This window comes from Streptomyces sp. NPDC020490 (genome assembly GCF_044335305.1).
In the GTDB taxonomy this organism is placed as follows: domain Bacteria; phylum Actinomycetota; class Actinomycetes; order Streptomycetales; family Streptomycetaceae; genus Streptomyces.
On the sequence record NZ_JBIRUY010000025.1, the window covers coordinates 81196 to 97019 of the forward strand.

Genomic DNA, 15824 nt, shown 5'->3' on the forward strand with positions numbered 1-15824 from the left:
ACTGTGGTGGCCACGTGTCAGTTGTGAGACGTCATGGCCCTCTCGTCGGTGGCTGAAATCCATCCCTCGGACGGTCGTCGCAGCCAGTTTTCCGCGGCGGCGAGTTCGGCCGCGGCCTGTCGAAGCGCGTCGAGTCCGGGATGGACCAGTCCCTTTCGCCACACCAGCGACACCGGCGAGAGCGGGACCGGGTCCACCAGGGGCCGCACCACGGTGCCTGGCATGGCCGGAAAGTCCACCACGGCGAGGACGGGGTGGCCCGTTTTGGCCATCAGCCGCTGGAACTCCTCCTCGCCGACGGCCAGCGGGGCGGGTGGCGCGATCTCGACGCCCCGCCCGTCGAACAGGCGGCGCGCGAGGTCGGTCCACTCCGGCGTACGGGGGTTCCCGGCGCCCGCGTACACCGTCTCGCCCGCCAGCGCGGCCAGCGGCACCGCCGCCAGGGAGGCAAGCCGGTGACCCTCCGGCAGCACCAGCGCCATCGGCTCGTAGCGGACGGGCTGGTGGTCCAGCGGGGCCCGCAGCGCCGGGTCGAGTCCCGCGAACCGGCCGAACGAGGCGTCCAGGCGCCCGGCGGCCAGCTCGCCCGCGGCTCCGGTGAGGCCGCTCTCGTAGCGGGCCATCAACTCCTGCTCGGGGGCGAGTTCGCGGGCCCGGTGCAGGACCCGGCGGCCGGTGGCCAGGCCCGGGGAGTTGAGGTCGACCAGCAGGGGCCGGGCCTGCCCGAAGGCGGCGAGCAGCGCGTCCTGCGCCTCCAGCACCCGGCGCGCGTGCGGCAGCAGCCGCTCGCCGTCGGCCGTCAGCGTCACCTGCCGGGTGGTGCGCACGAACAGGTCGGCGCCGAGTTCGCGCTCCAGGCGCCGCACGTCCCGGCTGAGCGCCTGCTGGGCGACGTAGAGGCGGACCGCGGCGCGCGTGAAGTGCAGTTCCTCGGCGACGGCGACGAAGGCGCGCAGCAGGCGCGGGTCGAGGTTGGCGGGCATCCGCCGAATTTACAACGGGACCGCGTGAATGGGCGCGGAGAAGGTGTTGGACCCGGTGACCGGGCGCGGGCGACGGTGGTGCGCATGTCCGAGCAGCCCCTCCACACCGTCAGCTACACCGTCACCGGCGACGCCGTCGTGGCCGTCGACTTCTCCCCCCGCTTCCGCCCGCGCCCGCCCGGCCCCTACCGCCGGCTGTTCGCCGTGCCCGGCGCCCTGGCCTTCACAGCCGGGAACCTGGTGGCCCGGCTGCCGATGGGCATGTTCAGCGTGAGCGCGGTGGTGATGATCGCCGCGGCCCGCGGTTCGTACGCCCTGGCCGGCGCCGTCACCGCGACCGGGCTGGCGGCGACCGCCGTCGTCGCCCCGTGGATCGCGCGGCTGGTGGACCGGCACGGCCAGGCGCGGGTGGCCGTGCCCGCCACGGCGGTCGCCGTCCTCGGCTCCCTCGCCCTGGTGCTGTGCGTGCGCCTCGGCGCCCCCGTCTGGACCCTGTTCGCCTCCTACGCCGCCACCGCGACGACCCCGAACACCGGCGGCATGTCCCGGGCCCGCTGGTCCCACCTGCTGGGGGGCGACGAGCGGGCGCTGCACACGGCCAACTCCTTCGAGCAGGCCGCGGACGAGCTGTGCTACATGCTGGGCCCGGTCCTCGCGGCCTTCCTGTGCGCGTCGCTCTTCCCCGAGGCGGGCACGCTGGCCGGTGCGGTGCTGCTGCTGACCGGCATGCTGGTCTTCGCCGCCCAGCGCTCTACCGAGCCCCCCGTCCACCCGGTCCACGCGCGCGGAGCCCTGCGGAGCCCGAAGCCGCCGTGGCGCGCGCCGGGCATGCCGGCGCTGCTCGCGATGTGCCTCGCGACGGGCGCGGTGTTCGGGTCCATGGAGGTCGTCACGATCGCGTTCGCGGACGCACAGGGGCACCGGTCGGCGGCGGGCGCGGTGCTCGCCCTGCAGGCGGCCGGTTCGTTCGCGGCGGGCCTGCTGTTCGGGGCGGTGCGCCCGGCCGGTCCCGCGGAGCGCCGGCTGCCGTGGTGCGTCGCGGCGATGACGGCGCTGCTGACCCTGCCGCTGCTCGCGGCCGCCCGCGCCGGCTCGCTGCCGCTGCTGGCGGGCGCGCTGCTGGTCGCCGGGATGGCGACCGCCCCGACGATGGTCACGACGATGACGCTGGTGCAGGCGCGCACACCCGCAGGCCGGCTCAACGAGGGCATGACCCTGGCGGTGACCGGCCTGCTCGGCGGCATCGCCTGCGGCTCGGCCACCGGCGGCTGGAGCGTGGAGCACCTGTCGACGGCGGCCGGGTTCGGGGTGCCGGTGACAGCGGCGGCGGTCGCGTTGACGATCTCCCTCGCGCAACGGGGCGCTCCGAACCGGAGCGGCCAATTTCGTGCGATGCATTGACGGGCTCACAGACCGCACCTACCTTCGGCCGTCGAAGCGCTTCGACGTCACGCATCGAATCGATTCGACGGCACGGCCGTCCTTCGCGTGACGCCCTGAACCCATCCGGCTCCGTGGGAGGCACGGAATGTTGACAACACGAATGCGCGTGACGACGGTCACGGCGGCGATCCTCGGCGGATCGCTGCTGCTGACCTCCTGCGGCGGCTCGGACAGCGGATCGTCCGACGGCAAGACCCTCAGGCTCTGGCACTACGAGGCGCCCAACAGCGCGATGGGCCAGGCCTGGAACGAGGCGATCAAGGAGTTCGAGGCCAAGCACCCGGGTGTGAAGGTGAAGGTCGAGGAGAAGGGCTTCGAGCAGGTCCAGAAGACGGCGCCGATGGTCCTGAACTCCTCGGACGCGCCCGACATCATGGAGTACAACAAGGGCAACGCGACCGCGGGCCAGCTGTCGAAGCAGGGGCTGCTGACCGACCTGACGGCCGAGGCCACCAAGCGCGGCTGGGACAAGAAGCTCAGCGCCGGCGTGCGCACGACCAGCATGTACGACACCAACGGCGTCATGGGCTCCGGCAACTGGTACGGCGTACCGAACTACGCCGAGTACACGATGGTCTACTACAACAAGGACCTGTTCAAGAAGTACAAGATCGACGAGCCGAAGACGTTCGACGATCTCACGGCCGCCATGGACACCTTCGCCAAGAAGGGCATCACACCGCTCGCCAACGGCGGCGCCGAGTACATCGCCCAGCAGTACCTGTACCAGCTCGCGCTCTCCAAGGCCGACCGCTCGTGGGTCGACAGCTACGAGCTGTACAAGGGCAGGACCGACTTCCACGACGCGGCCTGGACCTACGCGGCGGACACCTTCGCCGACTGGGTGAAGAAGGGCTACATCAGCAAGAAGTCCACCAGCACCAAGGCCGAGGACGCGGGCGTCTCCTTCATCCAGGGCAAGACGCCGATCCTGTTCTCCGGCAGCTGGTGGTACGGCCGGTTCCAGTCGGAGGTCAAGTTCGACTGGGGCACCACCCTGTGGCCCGGCTCGAACCTGACCCTGGGCTCCGGCGGCAACCTCTGGGTGGTCCCGAAGAACGCCAGGAACAAGGACCTCGCCTACGACTTCATCGACATCACCATGTCGAAGAAGATCCAGAACCTGCTCGGCAACAAGGGCGGCATCCCGGTCGCGGCCGACGCGTCCGCGATCACCGACCCGAAGTCCAAGGAGCTCATCGCCAACTTCAACACGGTGAGCCAGCGGGACGGCCTGGCCTTCTACCCGGACTGGCCGGTGAACGGCTTCTACGACGTCCTGGTCTCCGAGACGCAGAAGCTGATGACGGGCAGCGAGAAGCCGGACGGCTACCTCGACGCCCTCCAGCAGGCCTACGACAAGGGCGCGCCGAAGCAATGACGGCCACCGTCGAACGGGGCCCGCGGGCCGTCGGCAAGCACCTGCCGGCCGGCCCGCGCCGCCCCCGTACCCGCGATTCGTACGCTCTCTTCCTGCTTCCCGGGATCCTCGCCTTCCTGGCGGTCATCGTCCTGCCGTTCCTGATGAACACGGGCGTGAGCTTCACCGACTGGCAGGGCGTCGGCAGCCCGACGTGGACCGGGCTCGCCAACTACCGGGAGCTGATGGACGACTCGGAGTTCTGGGCGTCCTTCCGGCACAGCATGTTCATGGTCGTCGCCATGGCGGCCGTGCCGACGGTGCTCGGACTCGTCCTCGCCGCCGCGCTGTTCGACTACGTCGGCAAGCACTTCGGCAGCAGGGTGGCCGCGGTGCTGCGCGCCTGCTTCTACCTCCCGCAGGTGCTGCCGATCGCGGTCGCCGGGATCGTGTGGAGCTGGATCCTCGCCCCCGACAACGGCTCCCTCAACGAACTGCTGAAGGCGGTCGGCCTGGGCTCCTGGCAGCAGGACTGGCTCGGCGATCCGGACCTCGCGCTGTACAGCGTGATGGGCGTGATGGTGTGGGTGCAGATCGGCTTTCCGCTGGTGGTCTTCATGGCGGGCCTGCAACGCGTCGACCCGCAGCTGTACGAGGCGGCCGAGCTGGACGGAGCCGGCTGGTGGCGCCGGTTCTGGCACATCACGCTGCCGCAGATCCGCCCGGAGACCTATGTCGTGCTGACCTGGTGCACGATCGCGGCGCTGAAGGTGTTCGGCGCGGTGTACGTGCTGACCAAGGGCGGCCCGGGCGGGGCGACGGACGTGCCGTCGTACTTCTCCTTCGCCACCTTCTTCGAGAAGACCCAGGTGGGCTACGGCGCCGCGATCTCGACCATCCTCACCGTGATCATCCTGGGCCTCTCCCTGATCGGCCTGAAATTCCAGACCCGTGCCGAGGACGCCGAGGAAGGGGTCCGCGCATGACCGCCGCCCTGCGCCGCTACCCGGTGCTGCTGGCCCTGTGCCTCGCCGCCCTGTTCATGGTGGTGCCGTTCGTGATCGTGGCCGTCAACGCGGTCAAGTCGCCGGCCGAGTACTCCGCGCACGGCCCGCTCAGCCTGCCCGAGGGCCTCTACCTGGACGGCCTCAAGGACTTCTGGCAGCGGGTCGACTACGGCCAGAAACTCTTCAACTCCGTGCTGATCAGCGGCTGCGTGGCCGTTCTGGCCGCGGCCCTGTCGGTGCTCAACGCCTATGCGATCGGCATCGGCCGGATGAAGGGCCGCACCTGGATCCTGGCCTTCTTCGTCCTCGCCAACATGCTCCCGCAGGAGGCGCTGGTCTACCCGGTCTACTACCTGAGCAAGCAACTGGGCCTGTACGACACCCGGCTCAGCGTGATCATCGTGTTCACGGTGATCCAGGCGGCCTTCGGCACGTATCTCCTCTCCTCGGTCCTCGGGCAGTTCCCGCACGAGATCATCGAGGCCGCCCGGATCGACGGCGCGAACAAGTGGCAGGTGCTGTGGCGGATCGTGGTCCCGGTCAGCCGGCCCACCCTCGGGGTCCTGCTGGTGTTCTTCTTCATCTGGACCTGGAACGAGTTCCTGCTCCCCCTGGTGATGCTGATCTCCAACGACAACCAGACCGTGTCGGTGGCGCTCGGCGTCCTGCAGGGCCAGCGCCTGATGGACGCCACGATGACCAATGCCGCCGCTCTGCTGGGCGTGCTGCCCGCGATCGTCTTCTTCCTCGTCTTCCAGCGGACGCTCACCCGCGGCATCGCCGTGGGCGCCGTCAAGTAAAGGGGTGCGCCCGTGAAGTTCACCGACGGCTACTGGCTGCTGCGCGAGGGTGTCACCGCGGCCCATCCGGTCCAGGTCCTGGACGTCGCCGCCCCGGACCGCACGCTGGAGATCCACGCGCCGACCCAGCCCATCCGGCACCGCGGCGACCTGCTGAAGGGACCGGTCGTGACGATCACCGCGCACGCCCCGATGCCCGACGTCGTCGGGGTGACCCTGACCCACTTCGACGGGGAGCAGCCCCGCGGACCCGAGTTCGAGCTGACCGGGGCGGAGGTCGCGGTCCACACCGAGTACGACGAGGAGCACGCCACCCTCACCTCCGGCGCGCTTTCGGTCCGGGTTGCCCGCACCGGCCCGTGGCACGTCGACTTCCTCGCCCACGGCCGCGTCCTCACCTCCAGCGGCCCCAAGAGCATGGGCATCATGCGGGACGGGACCGGCGCCCACTACCTGCGGGAGCAGCTGGGCCTCGGCGTGGGCACCAGCGTGTACGGCCTCGGAGAGCGGTTCGGCCCGCTGGTCAAGAACGGCCAGGTCGTCGACATCTGGAACGCCGACGGCGGCACGGCCACCGAACAGGCCTACAAGAACGTCCCGTTCTATCTGACGGACGCGGGCTACGGCGTCTTCGTCGACCACCCGGGCAAGGTGTCCTTCGAAGTGGGCTCGGAGGCGGTCTCGCGGGTGCAGTTCAGCGTGGAGTCGCAGCAGTTGACGTACTACGTCATCTACGGCCCGACCCCGAAGGACATCCTCCGCAAGTACACCGCCCTGACCGGCCGCCCGGCGCTGCCGCCCGCCTGGTCGTTCGGGCTGTGGCTGTCGACGTCCTTCACCACCTCCTACGACGAGGAGACGGTGACGTCGTTCATCGACGGCATGCGGGACCGCGAACTCCCCCTCTCCGTCTTCCACTTCGACTGCTTCTGGATGCGCGAGTTCCAGTGGTGCGACTTCCGGTGGGACCCGCGGGTCTTCCCGGACCCGGAGGGGATGCTGGCCCGGCTGAAGGCGAAGGGGCTGCACATCTGCGTGTGGATCAACCCGTACATCGCCCAGCGCTCCCCCCTCTTCGCCGAGGGCAAGGCGCTCGGCCACCTGCTGCGGCGGCCGGACGGCAGCATCTGGCAGTGGGACCTGTGGCAACCGGGCATGGCGCTGGTCGACTTCACCAGCCCGGCGGCCCGCGACTGGTACGCCTCCAAGCTGGAGGCGCTGCTCGCGCAGGGCGTCGACTGCTTCAAGACCGACTTCGGCGAGCGGGTCCCGGTCGACGTGCGGTGGTCGGACGGCTCCGACCCGGAGCGGATGCACAACTACTACACCCACCTCTACAACCGCACCGTCTTCGACGTGCTCCGCAAGCACCGCGGCGAGGGCGAGGCGGTCGTCTTCGCGCGGTCGGCGACGGCCGGGAGCCAGCAGTTCCCGGTGCACTGGGGCGGCGACTGCGAGGCGACGTACGAGTCGATGGCCGAGTCGCTGCGCGGCGGGCTGTCGCTCGGCCTGTCCGGCTTCGGCTACTGGAGCCACGACATCGGCGGGTTCGAGGGCACCCCGACGGCGGCGCTGTTCAAACGGTGGCTGGCGTTCGGACTGCTGTCCTCGCACAGCCGCCTGCACGGCAGCTCCAGCTACCGGGTGCCGTGGCTGTTCGACGAGGAGTCGGTGGACGTGCTGCGGCACTTCACCCGGCTCAAGCTCAGCCTCATGCCGTACCTGTACGAGGCCGCCCGCACCGCCCACACCGACGGCGTGCCGGTGATGCGGGCCATGGTGCTGGAGTTCCCGGACGATCCCGGGTGCGCGCACCTGGAGCGGCAGTACATGCTGGGCCCGGACCTGCTGGTGGCGCCGGTCTTCAACGACGAGGGCGACGTGACGTACTACTGCCCGGCCGGCACCTGGACCCATCTCGTCAGCGGGCAGACGGTGACCGGCCCGCGCTGGGTGCGCGAGCGGCACGGGTTCCTCGGCGTGCCGCTGCTGGTCAGGCCGGGAGCGGTGATCCCGGTGGGGGCGGTCGCCGACCGGCCCGACTACGACCACGCCGACGGGGTGACGCTGCGGGCGTACGAGCTGGAGCGGGGCGACCAGGTGACGGTGCGCGTCGGGGAGGTGGTGTTCACCGTCGTACGAGAGGGGGAGACTCTGCGGGCGTCGTGCAGTGATCCGGCGGCCCCGTGGAACCTGGCGGTCGGGGAGCGCACGGCGCGGGCACAGGCGGGCACCGGATTCCTCTCCCTGGAGCTGTCCTGATGGTGAAGATCACGGATGTGGCGCGGCGGGCCGGCGTCTCCCCCAGCACCGTCTCCTACGCGCTCAGCGGCAAGCGCCCGATCTCGGAGGAGACCCGGCGCCGGGTCGAGGAGGCCATCCGCGAGCTGGGCTACCGGCCGCACGCCGGCGCCCGGGCGCTGGCCAGCAGCCGGTCCAACGTGCTGGCGCTGGTGATCCCGTTACGCACCGGGATCCATGTGCCGGTGGCCATGCAGTTCGCCGTGTCGGTGGTCACCGCCGCCCGCCGGCACGACCACGACGTGCTGCTGCTCACTCAGGAGGAGGGCGAGGAAGGGCTCAGGCGGGTCGCCGACACGGCACTGGTGGACGCGCTGATCCTGATGGACGTCCAGCTCCACGATCCCCGGCTGCCGTTGCTGCGTTCGCTGGACCGGCCCTCGGTGGCCATCGGCTTCCCCGCCGATCCGGACGGGCTGACCTGCATCGACCTGGATTTCAAAGCGGCCGGCGAGGCATGCGTGGAGCATCTGGCACGGCTGGGGCACCGGGTGGTCGCCCTGGTCGGGTCGCCGCCGGAGGTGTACGTGCGGCAGACGGCGTTCGCCCAGCGCGTCGTCCAGGGCTTCACCGCGGCCGCCGACCGCGGCGGGCTCGCCTCTTCCGTCCACCCCTGCGAGGCCTCCCCCGCGGCCGCCCGCCTGGTCGCCCAGCAGCTGCTGCGCGAGCAGCCCGCGCTGACCGGCGTCGTGGTCCACAACGAACCCGTCCTCGAGCCGCTGATCGACGCCTTCGAACAGCTCGGCCTGCGCGTCCCGGGCGATCTGTCCGTCACCGCGATCTGCCCGGACGAGCTGGCCGAGTCGTTACGGGTCCCGGTCACCTCCGTCGCCCTGCCGTCCGCCGAGGTGGGCGAGCGGGCGGTGGAGCTGCTGATGCGGAAGCTGGGCGGCACGCCCGTGCCCGAGGCCACGCTGCTGCCGCCCCGGCTGACGGACCGGGCGAGCACGGCACCGCGGGACGCCCCGTGACCCGCGGTGCCGGCCGGAACGGGCGGACCGGTACGGGTGGACGGACGGTACGGGAGGACCGGCTCAGCCCAGCCCCCACGCCCGCCCGAGCCGGTAGGCGGCGCACAGGCCGACGTCGAGGAGGTACGCCCCCGCCGTACCGCACTGCTCGCCGCCGCTGCCCGGGTCGACGGGCTGTCCGTGCCCCATGCCGGTGATGCTGTACGTCTCGACGGCCACGGCACCGGCCGGATCCCGGAAGACCTGGTGGGGGTAACCGGCGACGGTGTCACTGACGTCGGCCGTCTGGTCGGCCCCGTGGACGTTGGTCCACTGCCTCATCAGGTCGGTCATGTTGACGGGCTTGACGGTGTAGTCGGCGGTGCCCTGGAACACGGTGAGCGTCGGCCAGGGCCCGCCGTAGCCGGGCCGGGCGGCCCGCACCCGGTCGCCCCACTGCTGCGGGGTCTGGGTGGCGCCGACGTACATGCACACGTACGGCGATCCGGCGGCCTGCGCGCACCCGTACGGCAGCCCGGCGGCGATGCCGCCCGCGGCGAACTTCTCCGGATACGCGGCCATCATCACGGCGGTCATCGCGCCCCCGGCGGACAGCCCCGTGACATACACGCGCCCGGCGTCCCCGGACACGTCGGCGAGCTGCCGGTCGACCATCTGCGCGATGGAGGCGGCCTCGCCCTGCCCGCGCGCGATGTCGCCGCTCTGGAACCAGTCGAAGCAGTTCGAGGCGTTGTTCGCGCTGCGCTGCTGCGGCAGTACGACGGAGAAGCCCCAGCGGTCGGCGAGCTGGAGCCAGCCGCTGCCGGTGCCGTAACCGGCGGCGTCCTGCGTGCAGCCGTGCAGGGCGACGACGACGGGGCGTCCGGCGGGCAGACCGGCGGGGACGTAGCGGAACATGCGCAGGGCGCCGGGGTCGGACCCGAATCCGGTGACTTCCTCCAGGGAGGCGGCGGCGTGCGCCCGCCCCGGCTGGACGAGGGAGAGCAGGGCGACCAGCAGGGTCGCCAGGACGGTGAGGCGGCGTGCGGCTCTGGTCTGTGTCATGAACATGGACCGTAGAAGCGTGAACGCCCCGCCGATATGGCCCCGGGCCCCACAAGCGGACGCCCCGGACTGTGGCCCGCCACGCGCCCGCGCCCGCGGCAGGGGGGCGGGTGGCGCAGGGGGTGCGGGCGGCGCAGGAGGTGCGGGCGGCGCAGGAGGTGCGGGCGGCGCAGGAGGTGCCGGTGGCGCAGAGGGTGCCGGCGGCGCAGGAGGTGCCGGTGGCGAAGCCCCCGCCGGTGCGGCGCAGTCGCGCGGAAACGACGAAGGCGACGCGGCCCGCGCTGTCGCGGGCACACGTCGCCTTCGTCTTCGTGGAGATGGCGGGAATCGAACCCGCGTCCAACGGTGCGGAATCAGGGCTTCTCCGTGTGCAGTCCGCTTCGCTTTTCTCGGCCCCGGAGATCACGCGGACAAGTCTCCGACGGGCTCAGTCACTGTTTGGTTTCCCTCTTCACCCCGTGACCGGGATCAAGGTTTAGTCCCCTAGCTGATGCCAGGATCCGGGTCGGGAACAGCCCCGGGCTGACACTCCCGTGATAGGAGGCTCGCTTCGCTACCTGAGATCAGGCAGCGAGGGCGAAGGCCTGCTGGGAGGAATCGCGCTTGATGTTGGCGATTATTTTTTTCGGCCTGTGGTTTACGAGATCATGGCCGCTTCCTCGACACGCTTCCCCTGCTTCGACAGCCGCTGTCGAAACCGATCATCCCCATGTTGATTTTTCAATGCTCACCCCGGCCGTGGCCGGTGCTGATGCCATCGTACGTGACCAACGAACCCGCGTGCCAGCATATTCCCGGCGGCCACGGGACCTCGCGTTCACGGGACCACACGGTCACGGGACCACACGGTCACGGGACCACACGGTCACGGGACCACCGGCGGCGGGGCCGGAGACCGCGCCGCCACGGGATCACGCCCGCTGCTTGCGCCGCACCGCGGACATCGCCCGCTCCGCCTCGCGCCGGTCCTGCTTCTCGCGCAGCGTCTGACGCTTGTCGTACTCCTTCTTGCCCCTCGCCAGCGCGATCTCGACCTTGGCCCGGCCGTCCTTGAAGTAGAGGGCGAGGGGCACGATCGTGTGACCCGTCTCCTGGGACTTCGACTCCAGCTTGGCGATCTCCTCGCGGTGCAGGAGCAGCTTCCGCTTGCGGCGGGCGGCGTGGTTGGTCCAGGTGCCCTGGCTGTACTCCGGCACGTGCACGTTGTACAGCCACGCCTCGTTCCCGTCGAGCTGGACGAAGCCGTCCACCAGCGAGGCCCGTCCCTGGCGCAGCGACTTCACCTCGGTCCCGGTGAGCACGAGACCGGCCTCGTAGGTGTCGAGGATGTGGTAATCGTGCCGCGCCTTCTTGTTCTGCGCGATCAGCTTGCGCCCTTTTTCCTTAGCCATAGTGCCGACCATTTTCGCACTGTGCGGGGGTGTCCGGGCCAGTCCTTAATCCGCGTCGCCCAGGCCGCTCAGCACCGTCTCGGCCCGCTCGAGGACCTGCCGGTCGCCCTGCCCGACCTCCAGGTCGGGCGTGATGCCCCGGCCGTCCACCTCGCGCCCGGAGGGGGTGCGGTAGTGCCCGACGGTCAGCTCGGCGACGGAGCCGCCGGGCAGCCGGCTCGGCATCTGCACCGAGCCCTTGCCGAAGGTGCGGGAGCCCACGACGACCGCGCGACCGCGGTCCTGCAGGGCGCCCGTGACCAGTTCGGCCGCGCTCATCGTGCCGCCGTCGACGAGCGTGACCAGGGGTCTGGTGGTGTCGCCGCCCGGATCGGCGTGCAGGGCGCGCTGGTCGCCGTCCACGTCGTAGGTGGCGACCAGGCCGCCGTCGAGGAAGGCGGAGGCGGCGGTGACGGCCTCGGAGACCAGGCCGCCGGAGTTGCCGCGCAGGTCGAGGATGACGCCCTCGTCTGCCGGGGCCTTCCGGACCGCGGTGCGGACGGCGGCGCCGGAGCCCTTGGTGAAGGCGTCGACCCGCAGGACGGTCACGCCGTCGGCGAGCCGGTGGACGGTGACGGAGTCCGTGGACAGGCTGGCGCGCCGCACCGTCTCGTGCCACGCGCGGGTGCCCCGCTGCAGGCCGAGCGTGACCGTCGTGCCGGCGGGCGCGTCGGTGGCCTCGCCGCGCAGCAGGGCGACGACCTCGGTGACCGGCAGGCCGTCCACCTTCCGGCCGTCGACGCTGCGCAGCCGGTCGCCCTTGCGGATCCCGGCGGCGGCCGCGGGCGAGCCCGGCCGGACCCGGGTCACCTCGACGCGGCCGTCCCGCTCGCGCCGGGCCCACAGCCCGACGCCGGTGTAGCGGCCGTCGAGGGCCTGCTCGAACTCCTCGTAGTCGCCCTGCGAGTACACGGCCCCCCAGCGGTCCCCGCTGCGGCTGACGGCGTGCTCGGCGGCCTCCATGGGGGACTTGCCGTCCGCCATGGCCTGCCGGGCGGCCTCGGCGACGTCCTCGTGGTGACTGAGGGGGACGGACGGACGGGCCGCGTCCGGGGAGGATTTCCGGTCGGGTCCGGGGAGGGAGCCGGTCGCCGCGCCGGCCACCAGCACGCTCGCGAAGACCAATGTCAGGGCGGCCCCGCGGCGGACGCGGCGGGGCTGGCAGAACAGGTCACGGCCTGACATGCCGGTGAGTCTAGGACAACGCAAGAGGGCCGCACGGCCCGTTGCCCGTACGGCCCTCTTGGCGTGCGTCACACCTTGAGGTACTTGCGCAACGCGAAGAAAGCGGCCAACGCCGGCATCAGCAGGCTGGTGGCCAGGATGAGGGGCAGCTTCGTCAGGACGGCGTCCCAGCCGATGAAGTTGATCAGGTTCAGCTTCTGCGACAGGGCGAGCCCGTGGTCGATGATGAAGTAGCGGGCGATCAGCAGGAATCCGCAGGCGACCGTGCCGCCGATCAGCCCGGCGACCGCGGCCTCCGCGATGAACGGCGCCTGGATGTAGAAGCCCGAGGCGCCGACCAGGCGCATGATGCCGGTTTCACGCCGTCGGCTGAACGCGGACACCCGCACCGTGTTGACGATCAGCATCAGCGCCACCACGAGCATCAGCGCCATCACCGCCCGCGCCGCCCAGTTCATGCCGTTGAGCAGCCCGAAGAGGTTCTCCAGGAGGCCCTTCTGGTCCTGCACCGACTGCACGCCGTCGCGCCCGTCGAAGGCGGTCGCGACGACCTTGTACTTCTGCGGGTCCTTCAGCTTGATGCGGTACGACTCCTGCATCTGGTCCGGCGTGAGGGAGCTGGCCAGCGGGGAGTCGCCGAACTGCTCCTTGTAGTGCTTGTACGCCTCGTCCTGCGACTCGTACGTGACCTTCTCGACGACCGACATCTTGCCGAGGTCGGCCATGATCTGCTTCTTCTGGTCCTCGGTCACCGCGCCCTTGGCGCAGTTGGGGTCCGACTCGGCGTCGCTCTTGTTGCAGAGGAAGATCGAGACGTTGACCTTGTCGTACCAGTAGCCCTTCATGGTGTTCACCTGGTCGCTCATCAGCAGCGAGCCGCCGAACAGGGCCAGGGACAGGGCGACGGAGACGACGACCGCGAAGGTCATCGTCAGGTTGCGACGGAGACCGACACCGATCTCCGACAGGACGAACTGGGCGCGCATGGCGTCGGATCAAGCCTTTCCGTGGACGGGTCGGGACGCGGTCAGTGCTGGTAGCCGTAGACGCCGCGGGCCTGGTCGCGGACGAGGCGGCCCTTCTCCAGCTCGATGACGCGCTTGCGCATCTGGTCCACGATGTTCTGGTCGTGCGTTGCCATCACGACGGTCGTGCCGGTGCGGTTGATCCGGTCGAGCAGCTTCATGATGCCGACGGAGGTCTGCGGGTCGAGGTTGCCGGTGGGCTCGTCGGCGATGAGCAGCTTGGGCCGGTTGACGAACGCCCGGGCGATGGCCACGCGCTGCTGCTCACCGCCGGACAGCTCGCCGGGCATGCGGTCCTCCTTGCCGCCGAGGCCGACCAGGTCGAGCACCTGCGGCACGGACTTGCGGATCTCGCCGCGCGACTTGCCGATGACCTCCTGCGCGAAGGCGACGTTCTCCGCCACCGTCTTGTTCGGCAGGAGCCGGAAGTCCTGGAATACGGTGCCCAGTTGGCGGCGCATCTGCGGCACCTTCCAGTTGGACAGACGGGCGAGGTCCTTGCCCAGGACGTGCACCTGACCGTGGCTGCACCGCTCCTCGCGGAGGATCAGCCGCAGGAAGGTGGACTTTCCGGAGCCGGAGGACCCCACGAGGAAGACGAACTCGCCCTTCTCCACTTCCAGGGACACATCCCTGAGTGCAGGACGGCTCTGCTTGGGGTAGACCTTGGAGACGTTGTCGAATCGGATCACGGATGCACCACGGGTCGCCGGGGGTAGATGAGCGTGACCATACGCGAGTCGGGCGCGTGAGCGCAGGCACCGGTGGCGGTTGCGTAGCGGATGTGCGGTTTTGTGCCGTGCGGGGAAGGCTCCGGGGAGGCCGCGAGGAGACGGAACGGGGCGCCGGACAGCCGTCCGCCCGCCCCGGCGAGACGAGCCTCACTCACCCCGGGACGGACGACCCCGGGCACCGCCGGGGCGAACCTGGCACAGTGGAGGGGGAACGTCCGGCGACCTTCGGGCGTTCACCCGGTGGAACCGTCGGGCAAGGAGGGCGAGCGCATGACGTACGACCGGCTGGTGTGCGCGAACTGCGCGGCGCCCGTGAGCGAGGGCCGGTGCCCCGTGTGCCGTGCGAACCGCGAGCGGCTGCAGCAGGAGAACTTCTTCGCGGGGCTGAACCCCATGGCGCTGATCGCGCTGCTCGCGGTGCTGATCGCCGCGGTGGCGCTGCTGGCGCACCAGACCGCGTAGCGCACCGGACCGCGTAGCGCGGCGACCGGGACGGGACCCGGAACACAGACACGGCAGGGGCCCGGAGCGTGTGACACGCTCCGGGCCCCTTGACCTGCTTGTGTCCCGCGGTGTTCCCGCGATGCGCCACGGCGGCGCCCACGGCCCGCGCACGCCGCGTACGCGGGCGGACGCCGTCGGTACGCGTCAGGCCGCGGCGCCGCCGCGGCCGCCCACCAGGCGCGGCAGGACGCGGAAGCCGACACCGCCGGCGATCATCGTGGCGGCGCCGATCACCAGGAAGACGGTCTGGCCGGCACCGGTCTCGGCGAGTTCGTCGCCGCCGCCCTGGGCCGCCGTGCCGGACGAGGTGTTCGTGCCGGTGTCGGTGAGGGCGGAGGTGCCCTCCTCCTGCGCGGAGGTACCGGAACCGCCGTCGGGGTCGGTGTTGCTGTTGCCGCCCCCGTTGTTCCCGTTGCCGTTGCCGTTGCCGTTCCCGTTGCCACCGCCGTTGCCGTTGCCGTTGCCCGGGTCGGTGGGCTGCGAGGTCGGTTCGTCGGTCGGCTCCTCGGTGGGCTCGGTGGGCTCCTCCGTGGGGTCGGTCGGCTCGTCGGTCGCCGTGGGCTGGTCGGTCGGCAGCGTGGTCTCGGTCGGCGCCGGGTCGGTCGGGGTCGGCGTCGGCGTGACGCAGATGTCGAGGAGATCGCAGTCGTCGGCGGCCGCGACGCCCGCGGCGGTCAGCGAGGCGCCGGCGGCGATCACGGCACCCGCGGCGATCCGCGCGACGCGGACGCGCATCTTGTTGGTCATGTGGTTGCTACCCCCAGTAGCTCATCGTCAGTGAGGCGGCGCTCGGGGCCGTGATCGACGGGGACGGCTGCACGGAAGGAGCCCCCCGGTTCACATGCGCCCCAGAGATACGCATGCCAAGGCTTCACCCTTCCCACTTTTCACAGCAACGTCAAGGCCGTTGCGCGCGCAATGTCTGAATTCGGCCTTCTTTGACGGGAGTTGGAGTCTGTGAGTGTGACGTAAACCCCAGACACAGCGCCCACACAAAAGGCAACTGCCGCCCGTGGGGCGGCAGTTGCCAAGTCGAC

At 70.8% G+C, this 15824-nt stretch carries 14 protein-coding genes and 1 other RNA gene; 7 read left to right on the plus strand and 8 right to left on the minus strand.

All coding sequences use genetic code 11. From position 1 onward, the window contains the following. Window positions 1-17: 17 nt before the first annotated feature. Window positions 18-983: a LysR family transcriptional regulator gene (locus ACH4ZX_RS24990; RefSeq protein WP_398276714.1), complete on the minus strand. Its 966-nt coding sequence runs from the start codon at window positions 981-983 to the stop codon at window positions 18-20. A gap of 84 nt (window positions 984-1067) precedes the next feature. Between ACH4ZX_RS24990 and ACH4ZX_RS24995 the strand changes: the two genes are divergently transcribed. The 6 genes from ACH4ZX_RS24995 to ACH4ZX_RS25020 all read left to right on the plus strand — a co-directional run bounded on the left by ACH4ZX_RS24995 (window position 1068) and on the right by ACH4ZX_RS25020 (window position 8865). Next, window positions 1068-2384 carry an MFS transporter gene (locus tag ACH4ZX_RS24995; protein ID WP_398276717.1) on the plus strand — a complete coding sequence of 439 codons (1317 nt, stop codon included), beginning with the start codon at window positions 1068-1070 and terminating at the stop codon, window positions 2382-2384. A 127-nt stretch (window positions 2385-2511) separates the two neighbouring features. Then, window positions 2512-3807, plus strand: coding sequence for an ABC transporter substrate-binding protein (locus ACH4ZX_RS25000; RefSeq protein ID WP_398276720.1), 1296 nt, complete (start codon window positions 2512-2514; stop codon window positions 3805-3807). Then, window positions 3804-4772: a carbohydrate ABC transporter permease gene (locus ACH4ZX_RS25005; protein WP_398276723.1), complete on the plus strand. Its 969-nt coding sequence runs from the start codon at window positions 3804-3806 to the stop codon at window positions 4770-4772. Before ACH4ZX_RS25000 ends, ACH4ZX_RS25005 begins: the two co-directional genes overlap by 4 nt. Beyond that, the gene (locus tag ACH4ZX_RS25010; protein WP_360752529.1) at window positions 4769-5593 is read left to right on the plus strand and encodes a carbohydrate ABC transporter permease; all 825 of its coding nucleotides are present in this window, start codon (window positions 4769-4771) and stop codon (window positions 5591-5593) included. Before ACH4ZX_RS25005 ends, ACH4ZX_RS25010 begins: the two co-directional genes overlap by 4 nt. A 12-nt stretch (window positions 5594-5605) precedes the next feature. Further along, window positions 5606-7855: an alpha-xylosidase gene (yicI, locus tag ACH4ZX_RS25015; RefSeq protein WP_398276726.1), complete on the plus strand. Its 2250-nt coding sequence runs from the start codon at window positions 5606-5608 to the stop codon at window positions 7853-7855. Further along, a complete protein-coding gene (locus ACH4ZX_RS25020; RefSeq protein ID WP_398276729.1) occupies window positions 7855-8865 on the plus strand; it encodes a LacI family DNA-binding transcriptional regulator in 1011 nt (336 codons plus the stop codon). Before yicI ends, ACH4ZX_RS25020 begins: the two co-directional genes overlap by 1 nt. A gap of 63 nt (window positions 8866-8928) precedes the next feature. Here ACH4ZX_RS25020 and ACH4ZX_RS25025 read toward each other — a convergent pair whose 3' ends face one another. The 6 genes from ACH4ZX_RS25025 to ftsE all read right to left on the minus strand — a co-directional run bounded on the left by ACH4ZX_RS25025 (window position 8929) and on the right by ftsE (window position 14241). Then, window positions 8929-9909 carry a PHB depolymerase family esterase gene (locus tag ACH4ZX_RS25025; RefSeq protein ID WP_398276732.1) on the minus strand — a complete coding sequence of 327 codons (981 nt, stop codon included), beginning with the start codon at window positions 9907-9909 and terminating at the stop codon, window positions 8929-8931. Between the two features lie 309 nt (window positions 9910-10218). Next, window positions 10219-10618: a transfer-messenger RNA gene (ssrA, locus tag ACH4ZX_RS25030) on the minus strand. Between the two features lie 202 nt (window positions 10619-10820). Then, entirely contained in the window at window positions 10821-11300 is a 480-nt protein-coding gene (gene smpB / locus ACH4ZX_RS25035) for an SsrA-binding protein SmpB (RefSeq protein ID WP_324784162.1), read from the minus strand. A gap of 45 nt (window positions 11301-11345) precedes the next feature. After that, complete coding sequence (locus ACH4ZX_RS25040; protein ID WP_398276735.1) at window positions 11346-12524, minus strand: S41 family peptidase; 1179 nt, start codon at window positions 12522-12524, stop codon at window positions 11346-11348. A gap of 68 nt (window positions 12525-12592) precedes the next feature. Continuing rightward, the gene (gene ftsX / locus ACH4ZX_RS25045; RefSeq protein ID WP_398276738.1) at window positions 12593-13510 is read right to left on the minus strand and encodes a permease-like cell division protein FtsX; all 918 of its coding nucleotides are present in this window, start codon (window positions 13508-13510) and stop codon (window positions 12593-12595) included. Between the two features lie 41 nt (window positions 13511-13551). Further along, window positions 13552-14241 (minus strand): cell division ATP-binding protein FtsE, encoded by a 690-nt coding sequence (gene ftsE, locus ACH4ZX_RS25050; protein WP_264930924.1) that lies wholly within the window; start codon window positions 14239-14241, stop codon window positions 13552-13554. A 312-nt stretch (window positions 14242-14553) separates the two neighbouring features. On the opposite strand from ftsE, the gene ACH4ZX_RS25055 reads away from it, so the two are divergent. Continuing rightward, complete coding sequence (locus tag ACH4ZX_RS25055; protein WP_016438128.1) at window positions 14554-14745, plus strand: hypothetical protein; 192 nt, start codon at window positions 14554-14556, stop codon at window positions 14743-14745. Between the two features lie 186 nt (window positions 14746-14931). On the opposite strand, the gene ACH4ZX_RS25060 is transcribed toward ACH4ZX_RS25055, so the two are convergent. Then, a complete protein-coding gene (locus ACH4ZX_RS25060) occupies window positions 14932-15534 on the minus strand; it encodes a hypothetical protein (RefSeq protein WP_398276741.1) in 603 nt (200 codons plus the stop codon). Between the last annotated feature and the right edge of the window lie 290 nt (window positions 15535-15824).